Consider the following 21,227-nt stretch of genomic DNA (forward strand, 5'->3'; position numbering starts at 1 on the left):
GATTAATCTGTTTTTAAAACATCAATCTCCTTTTTAATTGAGATCATGTATAATGTTAATTCTTCTATTTTCTGCAGTAGTTTGATTTGGAAGTCTCCTACTGAAAGTCCATTATCCATCATCTCTTTTGCAGAAGGAATTTCTGGGAGGTGACTTTTTTCGGAGATGAATTTTTCAAGATCACCAATCTCCCTTAGATTATAATCGGATGCAAAGACATGATCCGCAGTAGGTGTCGCAGTAATCACTACATCCTTTGCTTCAATTTTACCATATAGAGCCATATTACCTGCATCTGATAAAAACAATCTTGGTCCAGATGATCCATCTGTAGAATAATTCCAGAACTGCAATCCATTACCATAACCTCCTGTCATATTGTAGATTGCCCATTTATTAGCCGTACCAAATGCTGTTTTGGTTGGATTTTGTAAGAGAAGAGCACCTCCTTCATTACTACTAACTTGTGATGCTATAACTCCCTGCACATCTAGTTTCTGCTGTGGATTATCAGTACCGATTCCGACATTTCCATTCGGGATTATTCTCATAAGTTCTGACATCGCAACAGGAGAATCCTGGGCAACCTTTTGATAACTGGAAGACAAAAATCGAATACCATCGTTACCAGCAGTTACAGCGGTCTTATAGCTAAGATAAGATCCACTACTTGACAGCCAGCCAAAAGCTGTTGTATTATCTGCTTTTGCACCATAACTCATATAGGTTTCCGCATTACTTCTTAATGATCCCCAATTATTGACGGAACCATCTTCATAACGGATAGAAAACGCATTGACTCCTGTTGTGCCATCAGTATTGCCCGCCAAAATATTTCCCCAGACATCTAGTTTAGATCTTGGATTACCTGTTCCAATTCCTACATTTCCATCTGTGTTAACCTTCAATCCTATTTTAGCACTTTCAGATGAAAAAAGATTTCCAACCCATAAATCCCATTCATTTGTCATGGGTTGGCGGTCTACATTCTCAGTAGTATTTCCTCGGTTGTCTAAAACATTCCATGCCTGATTTTTATTAATAGATCTGACTTTAACAACTAACTGCATTTTTTGTTCTGAAACACCTAGTGTCTTCAGGGCTCTGATTCGAAATTTTGATAGCCCTCCATTAACATCTACGGTAAAGCATACATTTGTACTTCTATCAACATAATTATTCTTATTTACAGCCCCACACTCTCTCCAAATATTTTGATTATAATGTGAAGTTGCTGCAATATGAGTAGCCGCTGAAGCAATATTTCCTCTGGTATATGCAATAGATATTTCATAAAACCCTGATGCATTAGCAGCTACAGATTCAAATCCGACAAATTCTATATAATCTCCAATTTGATAGTTCTCAGGGAATTCAAGCTTAACATTATACTCAGATATTTTTAAATTTCGAATGCTCTCATCATCCAAATGCACATAGCTATCGATCAAATCCCCAAACTGGCTTTCTGTTGGTCTCTTTCCTACTTTAAAATATTCTTTTAAGGCTGCTATTGTTTTTTTTGCCATAATTTTGTTTTTTCATGATCAGTCCCTCCTCCCACATGGTTGGGAGGAACTGACTCATTTTTATTAATTATAATTAAGGGTTAGTTAGGGCTAACGATAAATGTTTGCTCGATGATCATTCCATCAGTTCCATCGGAAGAAATTCCACCAATGTTTGTTGAAGAATCCGGACTGTACAGGGTGATAATTCTGTCATCCTTACTAAACATACCTGAGGTATTTTCCGCAACAACTTTAAAATGGTAGTAAATAGGATTCCCGTCTGCATCTTTTACTGTAAGCGGATCCAATCCTATTTTTTCTAATCGCAAGAAAATCGTATGATCATTAACATCAAATATTTCTTTAGGAATCCAGGCATCAGTATTTGTCTGGGGATCGTTTTCAAAAAGAAATAACTGCACCTTTGAAGTATCATTTGGAACAATATTCATTCTTGCCACTTCTTTCCAATTCCCTTGATTACTCATTTGATAAAGGTGATATCTACCTTTATAGCATTGTTCATTCCAGCTCAGTAGACCTGAAGTAACCACATTTCCGGTAATCGGATTAGATTCAAATTTCAATTCCGGTGATTCTGGTAAAACATTTTCTGTAATAGTTGTAATCATCAATTTTGAGGCTTCAGAAGGTGCATATTCTGTTACAATTACATCGGATTGATTGTTTCCACTATAATTTGCTTCTGCATATTCTACTTCAGCTTCTACCGTTACACGATAGTACAACGGATCACTGAATGGAACTTGAGGTAAATCTGAAAAACCATCTTCTAAAACCCATGTCTCATGATCCAACATTCCTGCCGCTTCAAGGTCAAGTTCTTTAACCAGCTCCATTGTTCTTACAGAGACAGCATCCTGCATATTAAGAGCACGGTATAGTTTTGCTTTCTTAATATTGTAGATTTTGTTGTACGAATTGATTGTCACTTCCATTTTTGGTAAAACATTCTGTTCTTTATTTTCCAGAACAGGGATCACACTTTTAATTTCAGGAGTTCGCAATGGGAATGAATTAACCATTCTTACCGGGCCAACAGCAGGACTTAATTCTCCCTGAACCAATTGAGCGTTGGTTTCCTTTACAGCATAGAAATAAACACTTGTAGAGGCACCATCTAATGTGAAATCGACAAATAGTGTTTTATTGGTTCCCAAAACTTTCATCATTGGAGCCATATCGAACTCTGGACTGGTGGGATTCAGGAAAGTTCCATTTTTATCTCTAATTGACTGAGCTTTTGGAATGGGTTGATAAGTTCCTCCTTTAATATGCTGATACAGAATTGGAATCTCTGTAAGAGGAACAAATGAATTCTGAATCGTTTCCCTTACAAAATCATAGAATGTTAATTTCCCAAATCTTCCATTTGCATCCGGATGAATAATTTCATGCAGCATATCTTGAATATGATGATACTCCAAGGGGCTAATACTATCGTTATAGTAGCCATTATGCTGAACAATGAATTCGTTGATACTTCTAAACAATGCTTTATTATTCGGAATAGGAAAACCATATCCATTATACTCTCTGAACTTGCTTGTTGAAGGATCAAGTGTTGCATTCGCCAGTTCCAATAATCTGGCATTGAAAAATTCATCATTATTATGGGTGCGTATATCTTCTATAGAGTCCGCTGTTGGAGTAGCATTATACCCTTCTGTATATTCATATAATGAACTTAATAGAATATCATCATTGCTGCGAAGATACATTACACTAAATGGCCTGTGTCCAAAACTAGTTGTAAACGCATATGATGAACGTCCAAAATAATCTGGTCTTGTAGCATATTTTGCACCCAATGGTTGCTCTGGAGTTTTAGGAGCTTCAATTCTTCTTCCAAACATCATGGTAGGAATGGAAATTCTCGATTTATAATCATTGTAGGTGAGATCAATGCTCCGAGCCCCGAAAATACTGTACTTTTCCAATACATCAGGATCCTGAGGAATTACAAAATCTTTCGTCAGTCGGCATGGTGCATTATAATAAAGGTATGCTCTGTATCCTGGATAGAAATTTACCTCTTCTGTTCTTGAAAAATTATCCGGCTGTAAAGGATCAGTTGCAAAAGATTCATCCAAAGCAAATAATCTTAAATCTCCGGTTCCTATATTATCAATACGAATTACTTTAAGTGTTCTCAGTTCCTTTCCCTGCTGACCGGCGACGGAAACACGTACACTTCCTCTATACCATTGTACACTGTCCGCATTGGCAATCATTGAATGTTGAGGATGGTGACTCAATGTATATCCCGGGAAATTAAGTTCATATAATCCTGAAAAAGGGGCACCATTAGTCTCTGCTCTTTTGATATTGGCATGTTTTTTTATTCCTCTGAATTTTCTGAAATAGGTGTTATAGGTTATATCTGGAGCTACTCCTGATTCTACTGTAATTTCTTCAGTATAAATAGGCCAATTGTCTCCAATTTTAATTTTCAGAGGGTGTGGATTTGATGTTCCCCAGGTTGTCGTATTTTGCATATTTTCCACAACCATAAAGGATTCATCTACATTGGGTACTACAAAATTAGCAGGATCAAAAACCACTGGTGTATTTTGTCCAAAAGCATTTCCAACCTGTTTTTTATAAATATGAAAGATCGGAAAGTCGGGATCGCTACCTGAAACGATATTATCAATAATATAATCGTCAGCTCCTACTTTAAAAATACCACCAATATAATTTTGAAACTCTCCGACAGGAATCGTAGGGTTTAAAACCTGTGCAGGACTTGTAGCCGTAGCTGTACTGCTTAATTGTAACCCTTTTGTTTTAACTACAGAAACCAATGGATTTCCAGAAAGATCCGTTATCGTATCTACTACTCCAAACACCTGGTTAGGGATTTCAGGGCGATAAAATACTTCTATCTGATCAGCAAATAATTCTTCATTATCAGGTAGCGGATTAAAGGTAGACAGATCTACACCATTTATAGCTTTTTGATAAGAAATCATATCTTGTGATGCATCATATTCCATGGTAAGTCTCACCAAAGTTTTATCATTGGCCAGATTCTGTGCATACATATCTTGCTCATTCTGAGAAGTAAGCAATAATGGCAGCTCTTCCTGAATTAAAAAAGCATTAACACTGGAAGGCGGCAATAAAGTATTTGCAGGTCTTATCTTTGACTCCACTTGCCATACTTTCTCTGATAATTTTGATCTTGAGAACCAATTGACCCCGTAGGAACCATATACATGTTTTCCTGATCTTGTTTCTTTATGTACATAAGCTGGATTTCCAAAATCCGGAAGCCCAATAGCTACAGTTTCATTATATGATTCGTTACCATCTGAAAATACATTTCTAAAATTAGGATCGTTTGGTAATTCAGGAAGCCTCCATTCTGTTTCATCACTTGATCTATATTCGATACCCACATGAACAGGATAGGTAAACTTAGACATATCAAATTCCTGATTGGTATAATAAAATGGACTGTCAGCAGGTTCATCCGGAGTCATTTCTTCCGTCATTAAGCTTAAATATCTTCCCGTACCATCATGGGTATATCCATCAGAATCAGTAAGACCGCTCATTGTAGTTCCTGCAGTAGGATCGGCTGATACCATTCCTGGAACCGGTTCTTTTAAAATAACCGGTAAACACAAACGTTGATCATCCAATGATGTAGGTAATGTAATCGAAATATGATTAAGCTCATTAGCGCCCTGCCCGTTGCCTAAATCTGCAAGCGTAACATAATAAGCGGCATAGATATATTGATCGTTATTATAAATCTGATCGCTCATATCCAGGTATCCCAAGCCTAACATTCTTGCAGTATGATAATCAAGCCCCGCCATTTGAAGATTATTAAAGTGAGAAAACTCCAAAGGGTTAGGATCACTCTGATCATCATTCAGGTAGTAATAATCAAGAGCTAAAGGGTTAGCAGCATTATTACTTAGTTCCAGATATCTCTTAACAGAATGTTTAATCGTATTTTCAGGATCATCCAATTCATTCCATCTTCTCTGATAATTTTTGATATTTACAAATTCATTATCATTATATCTTGGCCAGACAGCATGTATAGGATGATGATCCGGATCCGGATCCAGTCTGTATTTTAGTACTTCATCATCATCCAAGGAAAGTCCAAACTTTCCAATTTCTTCCCAATTACTCTTAAAGACCACATCTTCATAAAATTCAAAATCAACTTTTGTAATAATTGTATTGGTAGGTAAAAATCGAACACTTCTTCCATTTTCAGCAAATATTTTTTCCGAAAAATCGACAATATTCTTTCTGAATGTAACATTCTTTGGTAATCCCAATAGGTCAGTTTCTACAGAGAGAATTTCTGTTTTTGCTTTCCCATCTGATTGTGGAGTAAGTTGCGTAGAGAAAAATAATTTTTCTCTACATTCAACTTCAATGATATTACTTCCATACTGTTCCAAAAACTCTTGTGGATTTGAAAATGGATCGACTGTATTTCTTACTTCGTGATATTTACTGATATTTCGGAAATACACATAAAACATTCCCACTTCACGACCCCCATACAACCATAGACCTTCTGAGTCAACGACTGTTGTGGGAGAGTCTGTAAGGTAAAGACTTCTGACTTGAGGATTGTAAGACGTTCTGAATATTCTTACGAAATCATCCTCTTTATTAAAACCTTTTGGCACACCTGAATAGTTACCTCCTTTTGGCAGGTGTTCTGCAGCTGGACCTTTCAGTGTCCATCTTAAATGAATTCCCGGAGTACTGTCTTCTCCCTTGGATCCGGCAGCTTGCACATATAGACAATTCGATTGTAAAAGAACATTAGTAGTAGGAAGTGATCCTGCAGCCCTATTTGTATTATTATTTATATTGAAAGACATGTTTATTCGTTTATTTTAATATTTTTAGCAACAATTGTTTTGGAAATGTCATATTTATCCCCGTTCCAAACTTTATAAATGAATTGGAAATTCATTTCATTTTCTACAATAGATTTCCCTGTATTCATGATAAGAGCCTGGGCGTAATCTTTTGAATAGATCATACTGTAATTACTATCTGGAAGAAGTTTTCCTGAACTATTCGGTTTTACGACTTCAATCATTCCTTGGTTTTTCGGATCATTAAGATCTACTGTTGATCCTTTTACCCTATTAATATTTTCAATTGGAATCTTAGGATGATTGAACGGCTCTGGATTTCTCACAAGAATGGCAATAACTTTTCCTGTTGCCGGATCAATAATTTTATTAAATTCAGTAGTAGGAGCATCTTCCTGTGGAGTAACCCCAAACAATCCCTGAACAATCCTGTCAAACGGATGTTGATATTGCATTGCAATTGCCTGACTTAAAGGATTCGTACATACATTTTTCGGATCGGTATTAATGATATCCCAGGCAGCATTAATCTTATCTGCAGTCAAAGATTTTTCAATACTGTAAACAGCTGGTTTCTTTTTATCAAGCCCATTTTCATCCTTATAATCAATAAGATAACTGCTTACCTGCGCTTCAAAATCCTTATATCGAGAAGTCTGGAAAACAAACTTGTGAACTTCTTTAGCATAATCCTGCTTAATTTGTTCTGTTATATTAGCAAGATCAATTGTGTCGGTTCCCCAATAGAAATTCAGAACCTGAGCTGTATAAAGTTTTTGAGGCTTTAATTTCTTAGGAGTTGCAATTCGGTAGGTAGATTTTGGCTTAACCATTGTTATAATTCCTGTACAGTTAACTCCACTGTTTAGCAAATTAAAATACTGATTCATCACAGGAGGAATTGCTGGGTTATCATCATTTGCCCATTCTTCAAACGTTTGAGGAATATCAACCGGTGAAGTGACAATATCCTGATAAGTAGCATCTAAAATCGGCGGATTTATGATCGAAATTCCTTCTACAGGATCTTTGATAATGATTTTCATAGCACCACCTAACTTTTCCATATCCCCATATTTCTCCCATCCGTCTAATAGTTTAGAAACATAACTTGATGTAAAGTATAAGGATATTTTTGTCGTTTCATCATCATAGAACAGCGGTTTTGCGCTAACTATATTTCCGTCTGCATTTGGATAAGAACGTTGATAGTCAATATAAGCTCTTAATGAGGTGTGAGGATATTGATCAGGATGCGGAGTCTGATGATCTATAACAGTTCCATTGGTATCACGGATTTCCCCGGTAGTATCTTCTAAAATAACATCAGCACCATTCTGATCTTTAAGTTTAATTTCACCATAAGTAGCATCTTTATCTAAATGGAAGAATCCCAGAGGTCCACCCGTACGGAATGTATAAGCATAACTGTATTCTTTAGCATTCAATCCATTATCAACAGTATCTTTTAGCTTAAACCTTACATAGTAAGACGTATCAGGTCTCCAGATCGGCTGAACTGATTTTGTAAGGGCAGTAACTGCAGCCTGAGCATCCAGAGTAATAGCGTCCTGAGTAGGAATATCTACATTATAAGCATAATCTTCTACAGACATCCATTTAATCTCATGAAACAAGGTAAAGCATTTCTTCTGATCAACACAATTTCCTAGATCTTTTAAAATTGAAATAATCTCTCTACAAGCATTATCAAATAATGTTTTAAAGAAAGAGTAATCATTCCAACCCCCTTTAATAATAGTCTCAATCGTTACGATCTGTCTTCTTAAAATCTCATTAAGATACTCGTATCCCGGATTTTCTTTGATAAATATATAGTACGCATTCAACAATGGAGAATTGCTCACTACAGGATCAGCGCTAAATTCACCAAATTCCTGAGCAGAAAGATTAGTAGCTAAATTGCATAACTTCTGATCTACACAAAGATTCATCCTTTGTAACAGATTATTGATCTGTTTTAATTTGGTCTTTAAAATTTCAAAACGAGCTATGATCTCAGGATTATTATCCGGATTACCATTGATATATTCTTTTAAATCCAATAAGTACTTATTGTATTGTTCTACGTTTATGATCAGTAGATCTGATGGAATACCAGATGATTGCAAAATATCTAAAATATAATCATATGTTCCTGATTCTATATTTTCATTGATCATTCGAACATAGTTATACTCTTTAACTCCAGGAGAAGGGTTTTTCCTATCAAAAGGCAAGATGAAATTATTGTTGTAATATTTTACCAGTTCAGGATATATCTTACAAACAATTTCGTACTTCTCTTTTCTTGTTCCTTCACATCCTTGTGATTGTAATTGAGCCAGTTGATATTCAAGTTCAGCATATAATGCAGGATCACTTGGTAGCACTGGATCTACTATTCCACCATTATCCAAGGCAATCTGATATCCCTGATCCATTAATACCGCCATCTGTTGCAAAACAAGATCAATCTGTGCATTGTCTGTCACATCAGGAGTAATAACAATTTTTGTAATACCATTCGTAGGTATGTTATCAGGAGAAATCGGATTTTGAAGTTCATCCTTAGAATAATATTTATCCTGTACATCATATTGTACTACGGACTGTGTATTCGTAAGATCAACAAGCGGACTGTAATAAGCTACCGTTACCCCTGTACTGTAGGTACTTAATTTCAATGAAACCTCTTTCGACGGATTTGGCAACATAATCGTAAGCGAAGAATGGTTCTTAAACAGTAATGATTGGTTAAAACCATATAGGTTTATTTCATCAGAAACCTGAGCATGATCTCCCTGCATTACAGGATTTCCATTTGAATCTACTGTATATTGAACATCACCCGATATTTGATAAGAAGCTCCTTCACTTTGGAAGAAATTAGACGTTGAAGCATAATAAAGCGTATTCAACGGCTTTTCTAAGAAATCAGAAACTGAGCTTTCAATATGTTGTCCTTCACAGAATAATGTAGAAGCCAAAACTCCATATTGTTCCGGAATAAACCATCCGGGATTTCCCTGTTCAGTATAAGAGAATGGAGTCATTCCCAATAATCTGATTGCATTATATTGATTATCTTTTTTCTGCCACTGTCCTACTTTCAGGTTATTTAACTCTGGATTATTTGGTTCCATCGCTTTAAAAGGATCATAAGGTACCCAGCCTGAAGTTCCATCGTTACCTAAGATTTCAATTTTCTCCAATGAATACTGATGCTTTACCTGTCTTAGTTCCAGACCTTTCATTACTTTATCAGGTGGAATAAGATCTACTGAATTACCTGCAGCACTGGTATAGCCCCCGATAATACTGTTTGTAACAGTGTTTGGACGTAATCCTTTTGTTGTTTTGATATCAATATAGGTATCCAAAGGCACTACATTTTTAATCGAATTAAAGGCTGGTATTGTATCCGGACTTACCTGTTGTAGATCAAATGTCTCATTCGTCAACATACTCACTCCTTTTACAAGACTATCCGTCTGATCCTGAATTTCTGTAAATGGATTCACAGGATCTCTTTCCACTGTTTTATTGAATTCCCATTTAAGCTCAACTTTAACACTGAAACTGATTTTAAAGAACAGGATCTTTAATTTAAATGCAACACTAAATGCACCATAAATTAAGAATGGCTTCGGTGATTCTACGGCGAGAAGGATTGTAACCGCTGCATAAATACGGATGATCTTCACATCAATATCAATCGCTAATCCTGCTTCGAAATAAGCACCCATCTGAGGTTTTTGGAAACTGATCTTTCCTCCAAGTTCAAGGTAAGCAAGTACAAAGATCTTAACCGGACCGAATTTTCTGTCGAATCTGAATTCTCCTCTAGCTCCCGCTTCAATTCCTTTTCCGGAAATCATTAAGAATGCCTTCAGAGTAAATAGATCTTTCAATAGTTTCGCCTGAATCGGATTTTGTTTTGTTCCGAAATTAATGTACCAGGCTGAAGGATTATTAAAGAAGAAACCAGCCTGAATTTCTGCGTACAATTTGATGATATCACCTGATTCTTCAGGGAATTTATAATCCGCTCCGAATCCGAACTCCAATGAATTGTCTCCAAAAATAAAGAAAGCAAAGAATGGTGGATCGTCCTGGTAAGTCACCCTACTGGAAAGAAGTTTCATTCTCGCATCCACCATAACCATGGATGGAAGTGATAATAATAACATGGCGTTAGCAGAAATAATATTTCCATTAGCCATCGTATCTCCAAGCAATGCTCCTACTCCTAAAGAGAATGGAAAGCTATATTGTTCTGTCTGATCCGGGCGACTGAATTTTTTAACCCCAACTCCCCTAGCTGGAGCCGTGTAATATTCATACCAGGTATTCTCAGAAGTCATATTGATTGCTTTCTTTTCTGCAACATAACGGTAACCAAGCAAACCACGGAAACCATAGATGGATACAGGTCCTAACGCAATCGGGTTCGGAAGCTCAATATTGGCATCGATCAGAAATGCAGGATATTTCGGCGCTAAACGCATATCTACTCCACCTGTAATTCGGGGGTTTTTCACCTTAAGGCTCACTCCCCCCTGATATTCCTGGAATTCCCCAGGCTCAGGAATAGACAACCAACCTTTGATTGAAACCGTCGGATCACTAGAATTAGCCGGAATCACCATATCCACGTGGATCGTTTGGATATGAAGATATGAATCATGCAGTTTATTTTGAGTCACATCATCATCAATTGTATAGTAGTACTTAATTCCGTCTCCACGGGCATCAATTCCTGCAACTCCAATACTTACTCCACCATCGAAACCGAAGTAGTTGTATTTACGGGTTACTCCATTTTTCACTCTTTCATGAGAGCCAAAGTGAATTGCTGTTACGGAAACCTCTACAGGACCAATTGGAATTTTAATCGGTTTTGGAAGCGTCATATTCCCTCCATTCACTCTGAAATCAATACTACCATCGCTATAAATTCGTAAGGTAGAAATACTTAAAGTCTGACCTTTTAGCAACTCTCCGAATGTTCCTAAAAACTCTACATCTGCGGATGCTCCAATAAAAAACTTGCCATCCTCTTTCCCCAGTTCAACTGAGCTTAAATGCAACTTAAATACATTCCCTAGCTGTATAGGAAAAGGAGGTACAGTAGAGGCTGATAGACGAAAATCTCCGTCTGCTTCAATATGTCCGTCAACTTCAATTTGTACTTCCTGACCTCCGAAAACAGGTACATCATCAGGGTATTTGAATTTAGGAATTCTTAAACCACCCTTTATATTGGAAGACACAATTGAGTTCTGGTTTAATGTAACATCAAATGATTTGAAACCTACTTGGAATCCGTTTTCCCCTCCAAGTCTTTTCCAAAGCATATCACTGTTTCCTCTCAAAGTAGACAGGTAATTTTGGTAGTTCTCTGCCTTATCAAAAAATAAAGGATCAGTTTGTCCTAGTGGCGTTAAAGATAATGGAAAGTGGAAAGGGAATGGTGCATCTGAAGAAGCATTCATATCTCCTAAAACATCCTTAAGCTTTTGGTAATCATCGATGACAACTTTAACAATTTCTCCTTGTGTATTCTTATCATATACAAGGATTGGATAATTAAATACAAACTTATCATTATAGTACTCAAAGCTTGTTCCCTGACTAGCCACCGGAACAGATTCTAACATAATCGTTCCTGAAACTCCACCTGTTCCTACTAGTAAATCATATCCTCCCAACCTTAGTGTTGTGGTTGAAGTAGTTGGGGGGTTACTTTCATCATAGAACCACTTTGGTGGTAATGTTATTGAAATAGCCCTTGCGTAAACTCCTGTAAAATCTGGAGAATATCCATATGCGTCAGCTTCAGGGATATTTTTTGTTTTACTTAGATCCAATTTTAAGCTCTCAAGCTGAACTAATAAACCTGTATTCCCAATTTCAGAATAAGGATTACTTAATGTTCCTGCAATATCTAAATCATATCCTACTCCAGAAATAGTGTCTGCATACAATACCGCTTTAGCAAAATCGAAATATGTTTTTGCATTTTGGTTGGGATCTGGCATTAACTCACCATTTGAATTGGTTATCCAAGGTTTTAAAATATTCCTTGGAAATTCAATTGAGGCAGATGTTTCAAGTGTAATTAGTGCCTTCGGCTTTATAAGATTTAAAATATATTCTTCTATATCTCCTGGAAGAATATTTTTAAAAAATCTTTGTAAATTAGATTTTGTTTGAGATAAGTTTCCATTTTCCAATATGTATGTACTAAACACAGCAATCATCGCCCCCTCTTCATATAAAGAGTTTAAAGAGTCCGCAAGATCTTTAAGCATATTATAAGACAATGTTGGAGATGGTATTGATAACCCTAATGAAGAATTAATATCGTTTACAAACTGCTGAATTGAGTTGCCATTTGAATTAATAAAAATATTAATTGCCTCGTTAATAACCTTTTCATCTGTAAGGTTAAGACTTTTCATGGCTACTTTAAAAATTTCCTTAGGTGAAAACGAAAAGTTATCCAAATTAAATTGCGAAATATAAGCTAAAATAGGCCAGTTATATTGTACTGTTACCGGAAAAGAAGAAATGTTATTATTCTGAAAATCTCTATTAAGTATAAATTTAAGGCCATATATCAAATCAAACTGAATTCTTTCTTTTGAAACTATATTTAAACTATGAAATGCACTATCTCCTAGTAAGCTAGAACTTGTTTGATAATCTTTATAGTATACACTTTTAAAAATATTTTGTGAAAGATTTTTCACAAAGCCTAATTCACTTGGTATACTGTCTAGAGTAATTAGGCTGGATAATTGAGGATAATATGGTTGTGATGTTGGTATTGGCATAATTATTTTTTTAATTAGTCTTTAGTCTCCTTAGTATTAATTCATTGAAGTCTTTTATAAACTGTTCTTCACCATCTATACTTCGAGGATAGTTATTAATATCTATTAGTATTTTTCCTGTATGATCGTCCAAAAGCATTAATATTGGCTTTATCCTATTGTTATTATAATGAGATCTTATTAGCCATGTTTTTCCTACATATTGTTGATAACTTTCTCCAGAATTTAATCCATCACTTTTTATAAAAATAAGATTTGTAGAATCTTCAATTTTTAAATAATTCTTTATTATATTTTGGATATCTTTTTCTTGAAGATTGTACGTACTATCAATTTGAAAAATTTCCTTTCGTTTATCCAAATATTCTCCCCACTTAGAAGGAAAATTAGGATCAGAGTCAAATGATTTAGAAACAATTTCACCTGTTTCATCAGAAACCAAAACTAACAAGTGGTGATCTTTTTCTTTTATATAAAACTCCCAATAATTACCGTAAGGAGTTACATATTTATATATAGAAACCGCTTTCTCTATAAAGTTTTTAATTGTATTTTTATTAATATTATTCTTATCAAGAATATTAATAAAATCTTCAAACTTTAATTTGAATAAGTTATCTCCTATGTTTTCAATTTTTAATGGCTTTTTATTTCTTTGAAGAGGAAAAATTAGCTGGTCTATATTATAAGTTGAATATTTATAAACTAATTGTTTTTTTCTAAGATTCCCCTTTTTATCAAAAGAATTCTCAATCGTCCATGTTGGAAATATGATCTTTACACAAGAATTATCTTTAGGAAACACACGAGCATTTTCATGTACAATAAATAATTTATTTTTTTCATCAAATTGTCCTACTAAACCATTATATTTATTATTAAAAAAAGCAACTGTATCTTTTATATTAATTTTGTTAGGTTCAATTGAAAGACCAATTTTTTTATCGTAAGAACTATAATAACTCTCTATTTTTTCATTACAGCTTTCATTATTGGATGTCTGACAAAAAAATATTTGCGACAAAAAAGAACATACTATTACATAAGACTTCATATATTTTTAATTTTTTAATGTGTTACGTCTGGCAATAATCCACTGCCAAAAAAATGTACCTTGTATAAATTGGTTTAACATAAATTCATCATTATGATAATCCATTAAATTATTAGTAAGAGTTTGTTTTAAAGATATTAAAGCTTTTTTATCAATTTCATAACCAGTAAATGTGTGTTCCACACCAATTGCATGAAAAAATTCATGTGCAATCGCTGTTCTAGTATTATCTAGTATTGGATCGAAAATTAATGCTATTTTCTTTTCTTCAATAGTAGAACCTCCAATTCTTGATAGAACTGTATCCCCCCTACATGGATCAATCATTAAAAATATTTTAACATATCCATGATATTGTGTTTTAAAATCACTCAGATATTCAAAAATAGTTTTTCCATTTATCTTATCTTCCGTATTTACGGTTTTATCCGAATAAAGATAGTCCGTTATTGAAACATTTAAAGAATCAGTATATTTTTCAATCTTTATATTTGCATGACTACTAAATATTCCTAAATTCTCATCATCAAAAGGGTGAAGATTGCGTATTCCTGCATCTGTTTTAACATTTATAAAAACAGTTTTTTGTTTTTGTGTTAGCTTAGAATCGTTTGGCAATATATACAATTTACCAGCTAATAAACCATCTGCTTCAGCCGTAATAATTGAAGTTTTTTCTAATGGTTTAATATTTTCAATTTCAAGAGTAAGCCATTTAAAGCTATTAACATTAGCAGAATTGATCGAAATATATTTTCGCCCTTTTTCATCGCTTTTTACTATTGGTACAACTGATCCATTATCAATTTTTAACATTTTAAAATATCCTATATCAAAATATAATCTTAAAGCAGTTGGTTTCTTAAAACAACTTACTTTTAAATTAATTTTAAATTTAGTAATTACATTTACACCAGTTATATTAGGAATGCTTAGCCAACTTGGTGCATAATCTTTATCATAATCTGCAGCTGTTATCGCAGCCAATTTCCAATTTGTTGGAATAATTTTATATAATCCTTTTGCTTTTATATATAAATGTGGTTTTAATAAAAAACCAGAAGAACTATTAGGATCACTAGAGTCACCTTCTCCTATCAATGAAAATAAACTCTTATCATAAATTTCATATATTGGATCTGGATCTGGCGTGATTTGACTATCACCCTTCCTTAGCCAATCGAACCCGTATAAAACATTTTTATCTGAATATCTTGTATCTAAAGCATTTGAGCCTGTATAAGTATATAATCTCATCCAATTATTTTCAGGCCTAAAATCTACCGTAGTATTAGCAAATTCATCATAATATTCAAAACTATCAGTATAGTCTTTAGTAAAAAAGAACATTTCATCGATTGTATACAAATAAATTTTCTTATCAGGTGAAGGAGTCGTAGTTAGGACAACATTTCCTTGTTCATCATCATATTTTATTTGTATCTCATATTTTCCAAAACTTTTGGGATCCACTGACTCATTAGCCCCAAAATCAATAAACAAATTTGTATTATAGAGATTTGAGCCTGTTGGAAAAACTCTAGATATTAAATCAGCATAATTTTTTTGAGTAATACCTAAAATAAAATAATCTAATGTAAAAATATTAGCATCACTACGAAACACTAATGACTTAATTTTTTCACTACCATCATTAAATTCGCCTCTCCAAATTTCTCCATCCTCAACTCCCATTACATTCTTACAAAAGTCTTTTGAAGTTTTCTTTTCAATTGCAGTATTATAATAACCGGCACTTAGATATGGTGGATATTTTAATTCATAAAAAGAATCAGCTGGTATGTTGGACGCCTTTGGAAGTAACATATAGGTTCTTAACTGTTTTAAATTTGAAGGATCTGTTTTATCAATTATTCCTTTCATATTATAAACACCTAAGTCAATTCCTTTTTCAATAATAATAGGTCTTAAATGGCTAATCCAGCTTATTTTATTACTTGGAGTAAAGTCAGCATCTTCAAAAATCGTTTCAAGGTTTATAGGACCAAAAAAATCGTTGAGAACATTGCCTGATTTTTCAAAAAAATCTATATAAATAAGTTGGGATACGTTATTATCTATTACATAATCGTTAAATAAGAATTTAAAATATTGTGGACTTTGTAACAAATAACCTGATCTTGGTTCATATTGAAGAAGGGTATTAGGTTTTATCTCTTGTAATAAGATGTTGCTAGAGATATGCGAAGGTAATCCTCCTGAAAAATATAATCCATAAATTCCAACATCACTTGTTTTTACTATTAGAGGCCAGTTATGTTCATTTTTGAAAAGCTCATTTCCCCAACTAGTAGAATTATTAATGTTATTTGATCTATAGATATTCTTTTCTGTGTCGGGTTTATAAAATTTATATGACCTATTTCTATCACTTTTTATATAAATATATATTTTATTCTTATTAATAAACTTTGAAACAAAATTGTTATATATATCAGATGGAATTTTATAAGGAGTACTTATATTTCCATTTTTTAAGTTTACAATTCCATCTTTTTCATTGGTTATGTGTAAACCATAAAATGATGCAGGATCAATGAACTTATAAATATTTTCTTTAAATATTTTAGAATTAATATTATTATTTTTTTTTCCTCCAAAAATTTTAATCTCTGGATTATTTGGATTAGAAGGGTGATCCTGGTCAGCTTTTAAAATACACGAAGTAGCTGTTGCGAAATCTAAATTAAAATCTAATCCTGTATCCGATTTTGTTTGGGAGAACTCTCCTTCATCAAGAACTATTTCAAATCCACCAAAACCATTAATAAAATTTCCAATATGTGTTCCTCCTTTTACTTCTAATAAATTATACCCGTCTTTAATAAAGAATTTTTTTATAATTTCAGAAGCTGGATCTGTTGAAACATTTAGATATCCTATTTTATCAACAGTTAAGTTTTCATTTGTTCCATTAAATTCAGTGTAAGAATCCCAAACATTAGTTAAGAAGCTTAGAATAGTTGGATCATTTAGCTGCCTACTTCCATTAACATCTTTGAAAAGATCACTTGCGTTAATGCCCCTATAAACAAAATATTTAATTTTGAGTCCCACACCTATGTCCTTTTTAGGTTTTAATATGATATTTACTTTATCAATGGTTTCTCCATATTTAGCAAAAAATAAAAAACCATCGGCTACTGCATAAGCTGGTAAATTTCCAGCAACACCTGTTGTTATCTGGAACTCATTTTGGTTTATTGATCCAAATGCTTTATTATTTATAAAAGATGAACTAGTAAAAAAATAAGAATCAGGTGATTTTGCATTTATTGACATTGTTATAAACTTTAAAAATTAAAAAATAGCTTAAAATCAATAAATTTCTAATCATGAAATTTATCAATCTTTGTTTTCGTATTAACATATTTCGATTAGTATTTTAAATTCTTGTAAGAAGTGTAAACTACATTATATTCTATAAGAATTGATTGGTTATTAAATTGATTCATAATTGATTTAGTGTTCTGATTGTTAAATATATTAATTTACTTCATAGAAAAGTGAATAAAAACAAAGAGAAAAAGGATTTATTATTAATCCATTAAATGATAATTGAATTTCATTGCATTTTAAAAACAGACTTACCTCTTTATATCACTTATTTCGTTATCTGGAACAAAAGTATCCCTGCTCAACGACAAAACCTGACGTGTTATTTTCAAAATCATAAAATTTAATTATCTGATGAACTCGATGAATTTATAGTAGCGCTACTACCCTTCTTCTCTGTTTTTATTCCCTTAATTCTAAAGCAAAACTATCCCTGCAAAGCGACAAAACTCGACGTATTAAAATTTTATTTAAGTATTTGAAAGTATTCTCAGGGAGTTTTAGAAGAATTGGAAGAATAGCAAGTGCAACAGAGTAAATAACACACTAATAATCAATCAAATAATCATCAAAAAAAATTAATTTCATAAAAAGTCTACTTTTTTAATGGACTAATAGAAATATATGTTTTATATTTGCACTCGTATTCAGGAAATAAAAAAATGAAACCGGAATTTAAACATACAGACTCAGCGAATAAACAGATGATCAATAATATGATGATGCAATGCTGTATGCCTATATTCCGATATTACTGTGGTTAACCTTACTATTATTATGACATATTTTATAAGGCCTTACCACGTTGTAAGGCCTTTTTTATTTACATGAACAACATAAAAAAAATATACAATGAGTACGACTAGCTCTAAAAATAATTGGTTAATCCCAATAGCGTTTACCAATATTTATGTAATCTGGGGGATTACTTTTTTAGCTATTTCTTTTGGATTAAAAGGATTTCCACCTTTTATCTTATCAGGTTTTAGATTTTTAGTCGCTGGAATCCTGATGTTGGGTTATCTGCTGATTAAAGGAGAAAAAGCCAATTCATTAATTAACTGGCGTAAAAACGGTATTACAGGAATTCTTATTCTAACCGGAGGAACAGGTCTTGTTGCCTGGGGTGAACAGTATATCACCGCTTCTGAAGCTGCCATTACCATCGCTACCGGACCATTTTGGTTTATTGCCATTGATAAAAAAAACTGGAAATACTATTTCTCAGATAAATTCATTCCTATTGGATTGATCATAGGTTTTATAGGACTGATTTTATTCTTGAAAGGAAGTGTCAACTCCAATACCCATCTTGCTATAAATGGTTCCGTTCGCATTACTGCATTTATTGTGTTGGCATTAAGTTCAGTGGCCTGGGTTTTAGGTTCTTTATATTCAAAGAAAAATCCTTCCAGCCATTCTACATTGATGAATATTGCTCAGCAGCTGATCATTGCAGGGATTGCTTCTTTCATTATTGCCTATTTTAGAAATGAATGGAATAACTTTTCTATAACGTCGGTTCCATTACCTGCATGGCTAGGGGTATTATTCCTTATTTTCTTCGGATCTATTATCGCTTACCTTTCCTATATCTGGCTATTATCTGTAAAACCGGCAGCGTTGGTAAGTACCCATACCTACATCAATCCTATTGTGACTGTATTTGCGGGCTGGATCATTGCTAATCAAACGATCAACGGGAATCAGTTATTTGGTTTATCCATTATATTAACGGGTGTTCTTCTTACCAATATTACCAAATATTTTAAACTCTCAAAACGATCAAAAGTAAAGATCAGAAGGGCAGTGAGATTTGTTAAGAAAAACAACAGACCCTACCAACCCATATAAATTTTAAGTAATTAAACTATAATGATAGAAATCAAAAACATTTCAAAAACCTTTCATCAAAAGAAACAGTCTTTTAAGGCTCTGGATGATGTCAGCCTGAACATTGAACCAGGCGATATTGTCGGGATCATTGGATTCTCAGGAGCTGGAAAAAGTACTTTAATACGAACCGTGAATTTGTTGGAAAGACCTGATCAGGGAAAGATCATCATCAACGGTAAAGATTTTACCCAGCTAAAGCCTAAACAACTGGCTCATGAGCGTAAAAAAATCGGGATGATCTTTCAGCATTTTAACCTGCTTTCTTCAAGAACAGTTTTTGAAAATGTAGCACTGCCATTGGAACTGGATCACATCAACAGATCAGAAATCCAAAGAAAAGTCAATGAACTTTTGAAAATTGTAGGACTGGAAGATAAAGCCAATGACTACCCAAAAAGCCTTTCAGGAGGGCAAAAGCAAAGAGTAGCGATTGCAAGAGCATTAGCCAATGATCCTTACCTCCTGCTTTGTGATGAAGCAACGAGTGCATTGGATCCTGCTACCACACAATCGATCTTACAATTATTACGTGACATCAATCAGCGCTTAGGGATTACCATTTTATTGATCACGCACGAAATGGATGTGATCAAGGCGATCTGTAATCATGTCGCTGTTATTGATAAAGGAAAGCTCCTTACCAAAGGAACCTTACAGGAAATTATTTCGGATAAAGAACATCCAATTATTAAACAATTTATAAACCCAGGCATCATGACAATACCTCAAGAGCTTAATAAAAAGCTACAAAAAGAGCCAAAAGACGGTCTGTTTCCGCTTGTGGAAATAGAACTCAATGAGCACATTACGGTTGAAAAGCTGCTTTCAAAAATATATGATGAATATAAAATCCCTTACAAACTGCTGAAAGCCGATGTAGAATATTTAGGGGATTCCAACTTTGGAAAATTGCTATTGCAATTACAGGGAGAATCAGAAGAAAACCAAAAGGCGATCTATTATTTAAATCAAAATAAAATTCAAAATACAGTAAAAGGTTATGCTTAGTGATACGGTAATTTCTCTTTTATCAAAGGGAATTTGGGAAACAGTTTATATGACATTTGTTTCCGGTTTTTTTGGTTTCGTTTTAGGCCTTCCTGTAGGTATTCTCTTATTTCTAACAAGAAAAGGGCAGCTTCTGGAGAATATAATTTATAACAGGATTTTATCTATTTTGGTTAATATCTTCCGTTCTATTCCATTCATCATTTTAATTGTATGGATGATTCCTTTCACCAGGGCTTTGGTTGGAACTTCAATCGGTGTTAACGCTGCTTTGGTTCCGTTGAGTATTGGTGCAGCCCCATTTATTGCAAGACTGGTTGAAAACAGTCTTCTGGAAATTCCAAACGGATTGATTGAAACGGCAAGAGCTTTAGGTGCTACTCCACTTCAGATCATCATAAAAGTTTTGCTTCCTGAAGCACTTCCTTCACTGGTCAACAATGCAACAATTACTTTGATCACACTTGTCGGTTATTCTGCAATGGGTGGTGCTGTTGGCGCTGGTGGATTGGGGCAAATCGGTTATCAGTACGGATATATCGGTTATGACGCTGTGATCATGAATCTGGTATTGGGACTTTTAGTCGCTCTGGTTTTTATCATTCAGTTTTCTGGCGACCGGCTGGCAAAGAAGTTTGATCACCGATAAGTTGAATGGGTTGGAGGGTTTGAG

8 protein-coding genes are annotated in these 21,227 nt (G+C 33.9%); 3 read left to right on the plus strand and 5 right to left on the minus strand.

Going from position 1 to position 21,227, the window contains the following annotated elements; all coding sequences use genetic code 11:
- Nucleotides 1–2: 2 nt before the first annotated feature.
- The 5 genes from AC3WRL_RS14000 to AC3WRL_RS14020 form a co-directional block, all read right to left on the minus strand.
- Entirely contained in the window at nucleotides 3–1,529 is a 1,527-nt protein-coding gene (locus AC3WRL_RS14000) for a hypothetical protein (protein WP_492330554.1), read from the minus strand.
- An 80-nt stretch (nucleotides 1,530–1,609) separates the two neighbouring features.
- Entirely contained in the window at nucleotides 1,610–6,397 is a 4,788-nt protein-coding gene (locus AC3WRL_RS14005; protein WP_492330555.1) for a hypothetical protein, read from the minus strand.
- A 2-nt stretch (nucleotides 6,398–6,399) separates the two neighbouring features.
- Nucleotides 6,400–13,239: a hypothetical protein gene (locus tag AC3WRL_RS14010; protein WP_492330556.1), complete on the minus strand. Its 6,840-nt coding sequence runs from the start codon at nucleotides 13,237–13,239 to the stop codon at nucleotides 6,400–6,402.
- A gap of 10 nt (nucleotides 13,240–13,249) precedes the next feature.
- Nucleotides 13,250–14,293, minus strand: a complete 1,044-nt coding sequence (locus tag AC3WRL_RS14015; protein WP_492330557.1) for a hypothetical protein — start codon at nucleotides 14,291–14,293, stop codon at nucleotides 13,250–13,252.
- 6 nt (nucleotides 14,294–14,299) lie between these two features.
- A complete protein-coding gene (locus AC3WRL_RS14020) occupies nucleotides 14,300–17,596 on the minus strand; it encodes a hypothetical protein (RefSeq protein ID WP_214831662.1) in 3,297 nt (1,098 codons plus the stop codon).
- Nucleotides 17,597–18,502: 906 nt separating this feature from the next.
- Here AC3WRL_RS14020 and AC3WRL_RS14025 point away from each other — a divergent pair.
- Genes AC3WRL_RS14025 through metI form a run of 3 tightly spaced genes read left to right on the plus strand, consistent with a single transcriptional unit; the run spans nucleotide 18,503 to nucleotide 21,203 of the window.
- Nucleotides 18,503–19,504: an EamA family transporter gene (locus AC3WRL_RS14025; RefSeq protein ID WP_492330558.1), complete on the plus strand. Its 1,002-nt coding sequence runs from the start codon at nucleotides 18,503–18,505 to the stop codon at nucleotides 19,502–19,504.
- A 21-nt stretch (nucleotides 19,505–19,525) separates the two neighbouring features.
- Nucleotides 19,526–20,554 carry a methionine ABC transporter ATP-binding protein gene (locus AC3WRL_RS14030; protein WP_492330559.1) on the plus strand — a complete coding sequence of 343 codons (1,029 nt, stop codon included), beginning with the start codon at nucleotides 19,526–19,528 and terminating at the stop codon, nucleotides 20,552–20,554.
- A complete protein-coding gene (gene metI, locus AC3WRL_RS14035) occupies nucleotides 20,547–21,203 on the plus strand; it encodes a methionine ABC transporter permease MetI (RefSeq protein WP_214831665.1) in 657 nt (218 codons plus the stop codon). The genes AC3WRL_RS14030 and metI overlap by 8 nt, the downstream gene beginning before the upstream one ends.
- Nucleotides 21,204–21,227: the final 24 nt, after the last annotated feature.

This window comes from Chryseobacterium sp. FW101-FHT12H09, assembly GCF_058790395.1.

Excerpts from the sequence above, each read along its gene's own strand:
- AC3WRL_RS14025 (WP_492330558.1), top strand. The coding sequence starts at position 18,503 with ATGAGTACGACTAGCTCTAAAAATAATTGGTTAATCCCAATAGCGTTT.
- AC3WRL_RS14030 (WP_492330559.1), top strand. The coding sequence starts at position 19,526 with ATGATAGAAATCAAAAACATTTCAAAAACCTTTCATCAAAAGAAACAG.
- metI (WP_214831665.1), top strand. The coding sequence starts at position 20,547 with ATGCTTAGTGATACGGTAATTTCTCTTTTATCAAAGGGAATTTGGGAA.
- AC3WRL_RS14000 (WP_492330554.1), bottom strand. The coding sequence starts at position 1,529 with ATGGCAAAAAAAACAATAGCAGCCTTAAAAGAATATTTTAAAGTAGGA.
- AC3WRL_RS14005 (WP_492330555.1), bottom strand. The coding sequence starts at position 6,397 with ATGTCTTTCAATATAAATAATAATACAAATAGGGCTGCAGGATCACTT.
- AC3WRL_RS14015 (WP_492330557.1), bottom strand. The coding sequence starts at position 14,293 with ATGAAGTCTTATGTAATAGTATGTTCTTTTTTGTCGCAAATATTTTTT.
- AC3WRL_RS14020 (WP_214831662.1), bottom strand. The coding sequence starts at position 17,596 with ATGTCAATAAATGCAAAATCACCTGATTCTTATTTTTTTACTAGTTCA.
- AC3WRL_RS14010 (WP_492330556.1), bottom strand. The coding sequence starts at position 13,239 with ATGCCAATACCAACATCACAACCATATTATCCTCAATTATCCAGCCTA.